Raw genomic sequence first — 13,582 nt, forward strand, 5'->3', positions numbered from 1 at the left:
GGGCGGGGCCTCAGCCTCAATGTGTGGTCGCCAGCTCAAGCGCTGGTTTGGGCCGGTGGAAAAACTTTTCAAGGTACAAGTATATGACTGGCGTGGTGAACAGCGTCAGCGCCTGGCTCACCAGCAAGCCGCCGACCACTGCTATGCCCAGCGGCTGACGCAGTTCCGCACCCGGGCCGGAGCCCAGCATCAACGGCACTGCACCGAGCAACGCGGCGAGGGTGGTCATGATGATCGGCCGGAACCGCGTGACGCACGCTTCATAGATCGCCTCTTGCGGTGGCAGCCCGCGCACGCGTTGTGCTTCCAGGGCGAAATCGATCATCAGGATGCCGTTCTTCTTGACGATACCGATCAGCAACACCAGGCCGATCAACGCCATGATCGAAAAGTCCTGGCCCAACAGCCACAGCATGATCAACGCGCCCAGGCCCGCCGAAGGCAAGGTGGAGATGATCGTCAGCGGGTGTACGAAACTCTCATACAGCACACCCAGGATAATGTAGACCGCCACCAGCGCCGCGAGGATCAGCCACGGTTGGCTGGCCAGCGAGCTCTGGAAGGCCTGGGCCGCGCCCTGGAAGGTGCCGATCAGCGTGGAGGGCATGCCGATTTCATTCTTGGCCTGATTGAGCATGATCACCGCATCACCCAAGGCCACGCCGGGCGCCAGGTTGAACGACAGGTTGGCGGCCGGGAACATGCCGTCATGGCTGATGGACAACGGCCCGACGCTGGGCGCGTCGACTTTGGCCAGCGCCGACAGCGGCACCATCTCGTTGGTCAGCGGCGAGCGCAGATAGAAGTAGTTCAGGCTCTCGGCCTTGCCGCGTTGTTGGGTGTCCAGTTCCAGCACCACTTGGTACTGGTTGATCTCGGTCTGGAACTCGTTGATCTGGCGCTGGCCGAAGGCGTCGTACAGCGCCTGGTCGACATCGGTGGCGGTCAGGCCAAAGCGGGCGGCGGCCTGGCGGTCGATACTGATGTGGGTGATGCTGCCGCCCAGTTGCAGGTCGTTGGACAGGTCGCGGAAGGCCGGGTTGGCGCGCAGTTTTTCGGTGAGGCGCTGGGTCCAGGTGTTCAGCGTCGGGCCGTCGTTGCTTTTGAGCACATATTGGTACTGGGCGCGGCTGGGGCCGGAACTGAGGTTGATGTCTTGGCCGGCGCGCAGGTACAGCACGATACCCGGCACTTTCGCCAGTTTCGGGCGGATGCGGTCGATGAACTGGCTGGCGGACACATCGCGATCACCCCGGTCTTTCAAGGCAATCCAGAAGCGGCCGTTGGCGATGGTCTGGTTGCTGCCGGTCACACCCACCGAATGAGAAAACGCTTCCACCGCTGGGTCGGCCTTGACGATCTCGGCCAGGGCCTTGTGCTTGGCGACCATGTCCGGGTACGACACATCGGCCGCCGCCTCACTGGTACCGAGCACAAAGCCGGTGTCCTGGACCGGGAAGAAACCCTTGGGGATAAATACATAGCCGACTACGGCCAGGGCCAAGGTCACCACGAAGATCGTCGCCATGCTGCGCTGATGAGCCAGGGCGCGGCGCAGGTTGCGCGCATAGCCGGCCAGCAATCGTTCGCTGAAGCCCGGCTTGTCGTGGGCGTGGTGGGTCGGTGCGCGCATGAACAGTGCGGCCAGGGTCGGCGCCAAGGTCAGTGACACCACCACCGAAATCAGGATGGTGGAGGTGGCTGTCAGCGCAAACTCCTTGAACAGCCGCCCGACCACTCCGCCCATGAACAACAGCGGAATAAACGCCGCCACCAGCGAGAAGCTGATGGACACGACGGTAAAGCCTATCTCGCCGGAACCCTTGATTGCGGCTTCGCGCTTGTCGAGACCTGCTTCAAGGTGACGGTGGATGTTCTCCACCACCACGATGGCATCGTCCACCACAAAGCCCACGGCAATCACGATCGCCACCAGGGTGAGGTTGTTCAGGCTGAACCCCAGTACATACATCAACGCGAAACTGGCGATCAGCGACACGCCGAGCACGCTGGACACAATCAGCGTCGCCGACAACTGCCGCAGGAACAGCGCCATGACCGCCACCACCAAGAGGATGGCGATCAGCAGGGTCACTTCCACTTCATGCAGTGACGCACGGATGGTCTTGGTACGGTCGGTCAAGACGCTGACCTTGACCGAAGCCGGCAGCATGCCTTCCAGGCGCGGCAGTTCGGCCTGGATACGGTCCACGGTCTCGACGATGTTAGCGCCGGGCTGGCGCGAAATCACCAGGTTGACCCCTGGCGTATCGCCCGACCAGGCTTGCACGTAGGCGTTTTCCGAGCCGTTGATGACTTTGGCGATGTCACGCAGTTGAACCGGTGCGCCGTTCTTGTAGGAAACGATCAGTTGGCCGTATTCGTCCGGGTGAAACAGCTGGTCGTTGGTCGACAGGGTCGACACGCTGTTCTCGCCGTAGATTGCGCCCTTGGCCAGGTTCAGGCTCGACTGCTGGATGGCCAGGCGTACGTCGGCGAGGGTCAGGCCGATGGCGGCGAGTTTGTCTGGCGAGGCTTGAACGCGAATCGCCGGGCGCTGCTGGCCGGTGATGTTGATCTGGCCGACGCCATCGATCTGGCTGATCTGGCGGGCCAGCAAGGTTTCCACATAGTCGCTCAGCTCGGTGCTGGGCATGCTGTCGGAACTGACGCTGAGGATCAGCACCGGGCTGTCCGCCGGGTTGACCTTTCTCCAGGTCGGCAGGCTTGGCATATCGCTGGGCAGTTTGCCGGATGCGGTGTTGATCGCCGCCTGTACCTCTTGCGCGGCGGTATCGATACTTTTATTCAGGGTGAATTGCAGGGTCAGGAGGCTTGAGCCCAAGGCGCTGCTGGAAGTCATTTGTGTCATGCCGGGGATGGCGCTGAATTGCACCTCCAAGGGCGTTGCGACCGACGACGCCATGGTGTCCGGGCTGGCGCCGGGCAGGGTGGCGGTGACTTGGATCGTCGGAAACTCCGCTTCCGGCAGTGGGGCAACGGCCAGGCGTGGGAAGGCAATCAGCCCCAGCAGTACCAGGGCGAACGTCAGCAGCAGGGTGGCGACCGGGTGGTCAACACACCACGCCGAAGGTGAACGGCTGCCGCTCATGGCTGCACCTTGACGTCAGTGGGCTGGATCACCTGCGGTGGCTCCTTGAGCACCTCCACCAGGGCCCCCGCCTTGAGTCGTGACTGACCGTCGCTGACCAAAACATCCCCGACCTGCACGCCCTTGATGATGTTGATGTCGCTGTTCTGATAGGCCACTTGCACGGGCACCATGTCCACCTTGTCACCGGCGACCCGGTACACGAAGTGCGAATCCAGGCCGCGTTGCACCACGGTTGGCGGCACCACTAAAGCGTTCTTGTCCACGGCGGTCTGGATCTTGATGGTCACCAGTTGCCCCGGCCACAGCTTCTGAGAGGCGTTGTTGAATTCGGCCTTGGCACGCAGGGTGCCGGTGGTGGAGCTGATCTGGTTATCGATCAGGCTCAAGTGGCCTTCGCCGAGCAGGTCGCCAGTCTGGCCGTCGGTGTCGGCGCCCATGTAGGCATCGACACTGGCCTGGGTTGGCGCGGCGATCAGGCGTTGCAGGGTCGGCAGCATTTGTTGGGGGAGGGAAAATTCAACGGCAATCGGGTCGATCTGGGTGACGGAGAACAGACCTTGAGTGTCGCTCATGCGCAGGAAGTTGCCTTCATCCACGGTGCGAATACCGACGCGGCCACTGACCGGTGAGCGAATCTGCGTGTAGGAGAGTTGTACTTGAGCCGAGTCAATCGCGGCTTGGTTGCCTTGCGCGGTGGCCTTGAGCTGGTTGACCAGGGCTTGTTGCTCGTCATAGGTCTGCTTGGATACACCGTCGTCGACACTCAGTTCCTTGTAGCGCTTGAGGTTGACCAATGCCACTTGCAGCTGGGCCTGGCTTTCCCCCAGTTGGGCCTTGGCCTGGTCCAGGCTGGCGCGGATAGAGCGGTCATCGATGGTTGCCAAGAGGTCTCCGGCCTTGACCAACTGGCCTTCCTTGACCAGCAGTTTGGTAAGGATGCCGTCGATTTGCGGGCGAATCACCACACTGTGCAGCGACAACACCGAGCCGATGCCACTGACAAAGCGCGGTACATCCTGTTGCGCAACGCTCACCACACGCACCGGAATGGCGACCGGCGCGGCCAGTTTGGTCTTGGCTGGCCGGGTCAATGCCCAGGCTGCAACCGCCAGCACCAAAAGGACGCCCACCATCAGGGCTGTGTTTCGTTTTATTTGCATAGGTGAGGCGCCAGGGCAAAGGGTCGGAAGAATGAGAGCTCCTTTATAGCCCGCTGACCGGGTCAGCAAGGTGACCGCTGTCTGACAGGGCTGTCAGTTAAGGTCCGACCATTCGTACGACAGTAGTTAAAGAAAGAGGGGCCGCAGGTATACTGCGCGCCTGTGTGGCCCGCAAGTCGGCCTCCCTCCATTTTTTGCCCGCTCCGGAGCTTCCATGACTTCCCCGACCCAACCCCCAGTTGAAGCGGCCGACCTCGTCGATTCGGCCACCGCCGACGGCGCTGAAAAGGCCGAGATCCCGGCGTTCAAGTTCCCTTTCAAACCGGGTGAACTGGCCGGGGCCAAGCATGCCAGCCAGCCTTGGTACAAGGGCGGCGTCAAGAACGGCCATACCAAGACGCCAGGCATGGCACCGCCAGGGACTCGCCGTTCGATGGGTAAACGTTAAGAGTAAAAATTCGCGAGTAATACCGATCATTGCCTACGGCAATAGATGAAGTTTCGTATTGTAGGCCCGCGGACCTTTCTTGAAAGCTTGCACAGTATCCACGCCACCCCAGCTGTTTTGCTGGGGCGGAGGTGGGATGAGGCAGGCTTTTCTGGAAAGGATATCCCCGGATGCTGAAACAGCTCTGTGCTGCATTTGCCGTGTTACCGCTGTTCGTCATGTTCAGTACTGCAACTGCCAGTGATCAACCCCGACGCGAAATCCGCTTCGCTGTCGCCGCCCATTTTCCTCCTTTTCAAAGCCGCAATCAGCAAGGCCAGTTGGTGGGGCTGAATATTGAACTGGGCAACGCCCTATGCGTGCAGCTCAATGTGCATTGCACCTGGGTTGACCAAGTGGTCATGGAAAACTTCCCCGCTCTCGAGGCCCGACAATTCGACGCAATCATGGGTATGGCACCGACACTGGCCCGGCGCCAGTGGGTGAGCTTCACCGATGACCTCTACCCGATCACTACCCGCCTGGTGGCTCGTAAATCATCGGGCTTGACCCCTGACCGACGGTCGCTCAAGGGTAAGCGTGTCGGCGTATTGGTAAAGAGTAATCGTGAAGCCTTTGCCCTGTCGCAGTGGGCGCCGGCGGGGGTGATCATCGAGAGCTTCTGGCTCAATGACCAACTGGTTCGCAGCCTGGTCGAGGGCGATATTGATGCGACCCTGCAAGGCTCGGCGGAAATTCGCGCAGCACTGCTCGACACGCCTTATGGCCTGGATTTCGATTTTGTCGGCCCCGTTGTCTCAGCGGATCTGTTGGGCAACAGCGTAGCGATTGCGATGCGCAAAACCGATACGGCGTTGCTCAGTGAACTCAATCATGCGCTTGAGCAACTGATGCAGAACGGTGAATACCAACGCATCCTTGCGCCTTACCGTCTTAACGCGCTGCATTCCTGCCCATGATGGCTAATTAATTGCGCGGAACATGAGCTGGATCAATCTTTACCCCATTGGTGCGCTTAGAGTCGACGCCCTGCCGACTCCTCCAATAATTACGAGCGCGCTTATCCATGAAGATCAATCTGCCGGTCACCGGTCGAAATGTGGACTTTGCCCCCGACGCCAACATTCTTTCGACCACCGACCTGACCAGCGCGATTACCTACGCCAACCAAGACTTCATTGACGTCAGCGGCTATAGCCGTGATGAGCTGCTCGGTTCGCCGCACAACCTGCTGCGCCACCCGGATATGCCACCCGCGGCGTTTGCGCATATGTGGCAGACCTTGAAGCGCGGCCGTTCATGGATGGGCATGGTCAAGAACCGCTGCAAGAACGGCGATCACTATTGGGTGAGCGCCTATGTCACCCCGGTCACTCGGGATGGGATCGCCGTGGAGTATCAGTCGGTGCGCACCAAGCCAGATGCGCGCAGTGTGGCGGTGGCGGAGCGTGCCTACACGCAGTTGCGAGCGGGTAAGCGTCAGGCCTTGCCTGCCCTCGGTATGGGCGTAAAACTGTCGGCATGGGTGGCGGGCACTGGCGCGGTGACTGGGGCTTTGTGCCTGGGCCTGGCGACCTACTCGCTGGCATGGCAGTTAATGGGGCTGGTGGGCGGGTGTGCAATCGGCATTGTCGGGGTCAGGACGATCGCTCGTCCGCTGGCGCAGTTGAGTCAGCGCGCCCGCTTGATCGCCGACAACCCTTTGAGCCAGGCGATCTACACCGGTCGCCACGACGAGTGCGGGCAGATCGAGTTTGCCCTGCAAATGCTCGAAGCCCAGGTGGGTGCGGTGGTCGGGCGGATCGGTGATGCGTCACAGCGCCTGTCGGGGCATGCCGCCAGCCTGGTCGAGCAGTTGGACAGCAGCCACGCCAGTACCCTTGGCCAGCAAGCCCAGACCGACCAGGTGGCGGCGGCGATCCACCAGATGGCCGCGAGTGTGGCCGAGGTCGCCAGCCATGCGTTGGAGGCCTTCAGGGCGGCGGACCAGGCCGGCAGCGAAACCCGCGAGGGACATCAACGTGTGGGTGAAAGCCGCGATGCGGTGCTGCGCTTGTCCCAGGAGCTGGCACGCGCCACCGAGGTGATTCATCAGGTGGAAGGCCACAGCGGGGACATCAGCGGTGTGCTGGATGTGATTCGTACGATTGCCGAGCAGACCAACTTGTTGGCCCTTAACGCGGCGATTGAAGCTGCGCGAGCGGGTGAGCAGGGACGTGGTTTTGCCGTGGTCGCCGATGAAGTGCGTGGCCTGGCGCAACGTACCCAGCAATCGACCAATGAAATCCAGCGCATGATCAGCACACTGCAGGGCGGCGCCCGCGATGCGGTGCAGGCCATGAGCCATAGCAGCGAGCATGTCGACGCCAGTGTCGAACACGTGCAGCGGGCAGCGGCAGCGTTGGACGGTATCAGCCAACGGGTCAACCAGATTACGGCCATGAGCCAGCAGATCGCGACGGCTGTGGAGGAACAAAGCGCCGTCAGTGAGGACATCAACCGCAATATCGTCAACATCCGCAACGCTGGTGAAGCCACGGTCAGCGCCGGGCAGCAGAGCCAACTCAGCTCAGGCGATGTGGCGGCGCTGGCGGAAGACCTGCGTCAGTTGGCGCAGGAGTTCTGGGGCCGCCGCAGTCAGGTGGCGCGCAAGGAGATGAAGGCGTAGTTGGCCGGCACTTCGGTTGCGATTTGCGCACCGGCATCCAATACCTGTTCGGCGATATCCATCCCGGACACATGAAACACCCACTCATTGGCCACGGACGGCCGATCAACCGCCAGCTCAAGCGCCTGGGCAAAGGCATTCATGTCCGGCAAGTAGGCGGTAAATCCATCCCCCTTCAGCGCTGTGGTGCGAATGCCGAGCAAGGCACACACCGCCTCTTTGGTCTGCACGTCATCGCGGTCGGCCTGGCGCGAGCGGCGGATCAATTCGACCAACTCCGGGTCCATCAGCTCACCCCCGACGATCAGGGCCGGCCCTTGTTCCCAGGATTGCGGCGGACAATCCTTGGCGGCCGGGTTCAACGGAATATGCGGGTTGATCTCCATCGGGTAGATACGACACACCAGCGGCCGGCGCTCGTAGATGCGGCAACGGTTGTCTTCGTCAAGATTCCGGCAGCGCCCGGCGTTGTAGGCGGCGAAGGTGATTGCCACAAAGGCCTCGACATTGCCGCTGGGCACCACCACCGAACGGCGCTCGGCGTGTTCGCGTTGCTGCAGTGGCAAACCCAGGCCGCTGGCCAGGAAACCTTCGACGAGAACGATGACATGACCGCCGTCCGCCGCCCATTGTCGGGCTTCGTCGAGGGTCAAGGGGACGTGATGGTCGCTGCAGCATTTGCCGCAACCTACGCAGGAAAAGTGAGTGTTCATGGCGGATCTGTCACCAGGCAAGGTCAGAGGGCACACGGGAACGGTGACGGGTTTTTACCTCTATCCAGCGTTCGGGCTCTCTTGAAGCAAGTTGCACGCCAGTGCCTGTCAGTCCTCGGGTACTGCATCGCGAAGGACAAATTTCATCCCGGCGCTTTCATACAACTGCCGGGCGCGCAGGTTGCTCTCCAGCACCTTGAGATCCACACAGGGTTCGCCGCGCTGCTTGAACACTTGGAAGGCATGCAGCAACAGGGCTCGGCCCAGCCCCTGGCCTTGGGCGCAGGGATGAATAGAGAGATTCTTGATAAAGGCGCTGGTCCAACATTGCGCCACACCAAGCACGCCCTCTCTGTTACTGACCACCAGGCACAGTGTCGGGTCGAATTCGGCATCGGTGATGAACTGCTGTTGCCATTTTTCCAGGCTGGCTACGCGGCCACCGCCCTGATCCTGGGTCAGGCACAACACCGAATGGATGGCTGGGGCCAGTTCGTCGCGATAATGGTCCAGCAGGATTCCCGCCGGCCACTGCGGCGCGGGCAAGCTGCCCGTGAGGTCACGGCGCAACAATTGGAAGAACGCACTCATGGCTCAGAGACCTTTTTGCGCCACGGTCTGGGCGGCGACCACCAGGCATTTGGTCAGCTCGGGCGAGGAAAACTTGGTCAGCACCGCGTCGGCACCGGCCAGGCGTGCTTTCTCACTGTTCATTGCGCTGTCCAGGGAGGTATGCAACAGCACATAAAGCGCCTGGAAGTCAGGGGTTTCACGCAAGGTGCGGGTGAGGGCGTAACCGTCCATTTCGGACATTTCGATGTCCGAGACCACCACGTTGATTTGCTCGACGGTGCCTTGCAGCTCCAGCAAACGGTCAATGGCTTCCTTGGCGCTGCGTGCGGTGTGGCAGGTCAAGCCGAGGTTGCGCAGGGTGTGTACCGACTGCTGCAACGCGACTTGGCTGTCATCCACCACCAGGATGCGCGCATTGCCCAGTACTTCGGCTTCTTCCATGGTCAGGTCGGTCGGTGCTGCCTCAATCGGCGCCGGTGCGATGCCGTGGATGACCTTCTCGATATCCAAAACCTGCACCAGCCCGCCCTCGACCTGGGTGACCCCGGTGATAAACGCACGGTTGCCGCCGGAGCCATAGGGCGGAGGGCGGATATCGGTGGTCAGGCAGTGCACGATCTTGCTCACCGCCTGCACATGCAGGCCCTGTTTGGACCGGCTGACATCGGTGACGATCAGGCAGCCGCCGTCCGGGTCCTGCAACGGCATTTCACCCAAGGCTCGGCTTAGGTCGATCACTGACAGCGAAGCGCCGCGCAGGGTGGCGATGCCTTTGACGTGGGGGTGGGACTCTGGCAGTCGGGTCAGCGGCGGGCAGGGAATGATTTCACTGACTTTCAGCAGGTTGATCGCCATCAGCTTGCCGCTGCGCAAGGTAAAGAGCAGAAGCGAGAGTGAGTCTGCGCGGGCTTTGGTGGTGGACATAAAAACCTTCTGTGGATCAGGGATGACGATCTATACAGAGTTATCGACTTGGGAGAGCCAGGCTTTAACCGGATCTTGTGTTGAACTCGGTCAATGTGGGAGGGGATTTATGTCAGCCCTTCCAGACTTGCGGATTCACCAGATCCTGCGGGCGCTCACCCAGCAATGCGCTACGCAGGTTGTCCAGGGCGCGGTTGGCCATGGCTTCGCGGGTTTCATGGGTCGCCGAGCCGATATGCGGCAGCGTCACGGCATTGCTCAGTTGGAACAGCGGCGATTCAGACAATGGCTCCTGCTCATACACATCGAGGCCTGCACCGCGGATTTGCTGGTTTTGCAGGGCCTCGATCAGTGCCGGTTCATCGACCACGGGACCACGGGAAATATTGATCAGGATCGCGCTGGACTTCATCAGCCCCAACTCCCGCGTGCTGATCAGGTGACGGGTTTTCTCGCTCAACGGCACTACCAGGCACACAAAATCCGCCTCGGCCAGCAGTTCATCCAGGCTGCGGAACTGCGCGCCCAGCTCTTGTTCGAGTGCAGTCTTGCGGCTATTGCCGCTGTACAGGATCGGCATGTTGAAGCCTAGCCGCCCACGTCGGGCCACGGCCGCGCCGATATTGCCCATGCCGACGATACCCAGGGTCTTGCCGTGTACGTCGCAACCAAACAACGGTGCGCCGACACTGGCTTTCCACTGACCGGCCTTGGTCCAGGCGTCCAGCTCGGCCACACGGCGCGCGCTGCTCATCAGCAGGGCGAAAGCCAGGTCGGCGGTGCTTTCGGTGAGCACATCGGGGGTGTTGGTGAGCATGATCCCGCGTTCGTTGAAGTACGGCACGTCGTAGTTGTCGTAGCCCACCGAGACACTGGACACCACTTCCAACTTGCTCGCGCCTTCGAGCTGCGCACGGCCCAGCTTGCGGCCCACACCGATCAGACCGTGGGCGTGGGGCAGGGCTTCATTGAATTGAGCGTTGATGTCCCCACGCTTGGGGTCGGGCACGATCACCTCGAACTCTTGCTGCAGGCGTTCGATCATGGGCGCAGTGATACGGCTGAAGGCGAGGACAGTCTTTTTCATTGCAGGCGGGCTCATCGACTACGGGAGAATGCCAAGCACGCTAACATTCCTGGGTACGATTGTCAGGACACCACAGAATCAATGTGTACACAGTTCAAAAGGTGGGAGGGGGCTTGCTCCCGATGGCGGTGTATCAGTCACCAGATATATTGACTGACCCACTGCTATCGGGGGCAAGCCCCCTCCCACATTTGAAAGATCAATTCACCAGACGAGCCGTGCCCAGGCCACCTGTCAGCTCATACGCCGCGAGCTCTGCCTGATGCGCCGCCAGAATCTCCGGCAGCGAGCCGCGCAGGTATTCCACCCAGGTCTTGATCTTCGCATCCAGGTATTGGCGCGAAGGGTAGATGGCGTACAGGTTCAGCTCTTGCGAGCGGTAGGTCGGCATCACCCGCACCAACGTGCCGTTGCGCAGGCCTTCGATGGCGGCGTACACCGGCAGCAGGCCGACGCCCATGCCGCTGGTGATTGCGGTTTTCATCGCATCGGCCGAGTTCACCAGGAACGGCGAGGTGTTGATCGCCACGCTCTCCTGGCCTTCGGGGCCGTTGAAAGTCCATTTATCCAGTTGAACCACCGGGCTGACCAGGCGCAGGCACGCATGGTTGAGCAAATCCTGTGGACGCTGCGCGCAACCCTTGGCCTTGACGTAATCCGGCGAGGCGCACGCGATGCTGTAGGTGATGCCCAGGCGTTGGGACACGAAACCCGAATCCGGCAGCTCGCTGGCCAGCACGATCGACACGTCATAACCCTCATCGAGCAAGTCCGGCACACGGTTGGCCAGAGTCAGGTCGAAGGTTACGTCGGGGTGGGTACGGCGGTAGCGGGCAATCGCATCAATCACGAAATGCTGGCCGATGCCGGTCATGGTGTGCACTTTCAGCTGCCCGGCGGGACGCGCGTGGGCGTCACTGGCTTCGGCCTCGGCTTCCTCGACATACGCGAGGATTTGCTCGCAGCGCAGCAAATAGCGCTTGCCGGCCTCGGTCAGTGCGATGCGGCGGGTGGTGCGGTTCAACAAGCGGGTTTGCAGATGGGCCTCAAGGTTGGAGACCGCGCGCGAGACGTTGGCAGTGGTCGTGTCCAGTTGCACGGCGGCGGCGGTGAAGCTGCCGGCTTCGGCCACACAACTGAAGGCGCGCATGTTTTGCAAAGTGTCCATGGAGTGTTCTCAAGGGAGATAACAAATTGTGACAGAAAGTTACGCCGTCCAGTGATCCCTACCAACGGATTATCGCCTGAACGGTAACAAAGATTCACAGGAATGCCAGCTTATCGTTGCCCATGCCGCCGCCTAGAATTGCGCCACTTTCCCCGCTCCACCCTCTCAGGAATTCGCTTGCCGTGCCGCTTTGCATCAGCAGAGAGCTGAAGACTCTCATTAACAGAGGGCTGAAGGCTCTCAGTGTTTGTGCCTTATCGTTAGCAATCAGCGGCTGCATCGGAACCGGAGGAATCGCCCCACAAGGCCAGGCCCTCGACGCCAATACCCTAGCCACCGACGAAGCCATCCAGAGCGCCGCCCAGGACGCCCACTGGCCCACAGCCCATTGGTGGCAGGCCTACGGCGATCCGCAACTGAATCGCTGGGTCGAACTCGCCACGCAAAACAGCCCAAGCATGGCCATGGCCGCCGCACGGGTGCGTGAAGCGCGGGCCATGGCGGGGGTTGCCGAGTCGGCCGAGTCGTTGCAGATCAACAGCGACACCACCCTCAAACGTCACAACTGGCCCAAGGATCAGTTCTACGGCCCGGGAGAATTGAGCGGCGCGAACACCTGGGACAACAATTCCACCCTGGGCCTGAGCTATGCCCTCGACCTGTGGGGCCGCGAAAGCAACGCCACCGAACGGGCCGTCGACCTGGCCCACATGAGCGTCGCCGAAGCGCGCCAAGCCCAGCTCGAATTGCAGAACAACGTGGTGCGCGCCTATATCCAGCTGTCGCTGCACTACGCCAGCCGCGATATCGTCGCCGCCACCCTGGCCCAGCAACAGCAGATCCTCGACCTGGCCAACAAACGCCTGGACGCCGGGATCGGCACGCATTTCGACGTCAGCCAGGCCGAGACCCCATTGCCGGAAACCCACCGCCAATTGGACGCCCTCGACGAAGAAATCGCCCTGAGCCGCAACCAGTTGGCGGCATTGGCGGGCAAAGGCCCGGGGGAAGGCGCGACGTTGCAGCGCCCGACGCTGTCCCTCGCCGCTGCGCTGAAGCTGCCTTCCAGCCTGCCTGCGCAATTGCTCGGCCAGCGCCCCGACGTGGTCGCCAGCCGTTGGCAGGTGGCGGCCCAGGCCCGTGGTATCGATGTGGCCCATGCCGGCTTCTACCCCAATGTCGACCTGGTCGGCAGCCTCGGCTATATGGCTACCGGCGGCACTATGCTCGGTTTTCTCAGCGGCCAGAAATTCAACTACAACGTCGGCCCGGCGATCAACTTGCCGATCTTCGACGGTGGCCGGCTGCGGGGGCAATTGGGCGAGGCGAGTGCCGGGTATGACATCGCCGTGGCCAAGTACAACCAGACCCTGGTCAACGCGCTCAAGGGCATCAGCGACCAACTGATCCGCCGCGAGTCCATGGACAAGCAGTCGGCCTTCGCCGCGCAGTCGGTGGCTTCGGCACAGAAAACCTATGACATCGCGATGATCGCCTATCAACGCGGCCTCACCGATTACCTCAACGTGCTGAACGCCCAGACCCTGCTGTTCCGCCAGGAACAGGTCGAGCAGCAGGTGCAGGCCGCACGCTTGAGCGCCCACGCCGAGCTGGTGACGGCCCTGGGTGGCGGCATCCAGGCCGGCGACGATGTGCCACAAGCGGCCAAGACCCTCCCGAGCAAGACCCCGGCGGCACTCGCCGTGTTTGATCACTGAGTAGGATT

Annotated in this window: 11 protein-coding genes; 4 read left to right on the plus strand and 7 right to left on the minus strand. The window is 61.5% G+C overall.

The features are described 5' to 3' along the window. Positions 1–16 precede the first annotated feature (16 nt). Together ACRESD_RS14315 and ACRESD_RS14320 are read right to left on the minus strand one after the other, a co-directional pair. Entirely contained in the window at positions 17–3,112 is a 3,096-nt protein-coding gene (locus ACRESD_RS14315; RefSeq protein WP_431751505.1) for a multidrug efflux RND transporter permease subunit, read from the minus strand. Next, on the minus strand, positions 3,109–4,275 hold the full coding sequence (locus tag ACRESD_RS14320; RefSeq protein WP_431751506.1) for an efflux RND transporter periplasmic adaptor subunit: 1,167 nt from the start codon (positions 4,273–4,275) through the stop codon (positions 3,109–3,111). The genes ACRESD_RS14315 and ACRESD_RS14320 overlap by 4 nt, the downstream gene beginning before the upstream one ends. Before the next feature lie 214 nt (positions 4,276–4,489). Here ACRESD_RS14320 and ACRESD_RS14325 point away from each other — a divergent pair, with 214 nt between their 5' ends. From ACRESD_RS14325 to ACRESD_RS14335, 3 genes are all read left to right on the plus strand, one after another. Further along, the gene (locus tag ACRESD_RS14325; RefSeq protein WP_431751507.1) at positions 4,490–4,723 is read left to right on the plus strand and encodes a hypothetical protein; all 234 of its coding nucleotides are present in this window, start codon (positions 4,490–4,492) and stop codon (positions 4,721–4,723) included. A gap of 170 nt (positions 4,724–4,893) precedes the next feature. Next, entirely contained in the window at positions 4,894–5,682 is a 789-nt protein-coding gene (locus ACRESD_RS14330) for a transporter substrate-binding domain-containing protein (protein WP_431751508.1), read from the plus strand. 107 nt (positions 5,683–5,789) lie between these two features. Further along, positions 5,790–7,391, plus strand: coding sequence for a methyl-accepting chemotaxis protein (locus tag ACRESD_RS14335; RefSeq protein WP_431751509.1), 1,602 nt, complete (start codon positions 5,790–5,792; stop codon positions 7,389–7,391). Here ACRESD_RS14335 and ACRESD_RS14340 read toward each other — a convergent pair. The 5 genes from ACRESD_RS14340 to ACRESD_RS14360 form a co-directional block, all read right to left on the minus strand. Continuing rightward, on the minus strand, positions 7,361–8,104 hold the full coding sequence (locus ACRESD_RS14340) for a YkgJ family cysteine cluster protein (RefSeq protein WP_431751510.1): 744 nt from the start codon (positions 8,102–8,104) through the stop codon (positions 7,361–7,363). The genes ACRESD_RS14335 and ACRESD_RS14340 overlap by 31 nt on opposite strands. A 108-nt stretch (positions 8,105–8,212) precedes the next feature. Next, positions 8,213–8,695, minus strand: coding sequence for a GNAT family N-acetyltransferase (locus ACRESD_RS14345; protein WP_431751511.1), 483 nt, complete (start codon positions 8,693–8,695; stop codon positions 8,213–8,215). 3 nt (positions 8,696–8,698) lie between these two features. Then, positions 8,699–9,601, minus strand: coding sequence for a chemotaxis protein CheV (locus ACRESD_RS14350; protein ID WP_431751512.1), 903 nt, complete (start codon positions 9,599–9,601; stop codon positions 8,699–8,701). 112 nt (positions 9,602–9,713) lie between these two features. Continuing rightward, positions 9,714–10,688, minus strand: coding sequence for a 2-hydroxyacid dehydrogenase (locus ACRESD_RS14355; RefSeq protein WP_431751513.1), 975 nt, complete (start codon positions 10,686–10,688; stop codon positions 9,714–9,716). A gap of 199 nt (positions 10,689–10,887) precedes the next feature. Next, a complete protein-coding gene (locus ACRESD_RS14360; RefSeq protein WP_431751514.1) occupies positions 10,888–11,856 on the minus strand; it encodes a LysR family transcriptional regulator in 969 nt (322 codons plus the stop codon). A 122-nt stretch (positions 11,857–11,978) separates the two neighbouring features. Here ACRESD_RS14360 and ACRESD_RS14365 point away from each other — a divergent pair, with 122 nt between their 5' ends. Continuing rightward, positions 11,979–13,574, plus strand: coding sequence for an efflux transporter outer membrane subunit (locus tag ACRESD_RS14365; RefSeq protein WP_431751515.1), 1,596 nt, complete (start codon positions 11,979–11,981; stop codon positions 13,572–13,574). Positions 13,575–13,582 lie beyond the last annotated feature (8 nt).

Origin of the sequence: Pseudomonas sp. (assembly GCF_050739995.1) — a bacterium.
Lineage (GTDB): Bacteria > Pseudomonadota > Gammaproteobacteria > Pseudomonadales > Pseudomonadaceae > Aquipseudomonas.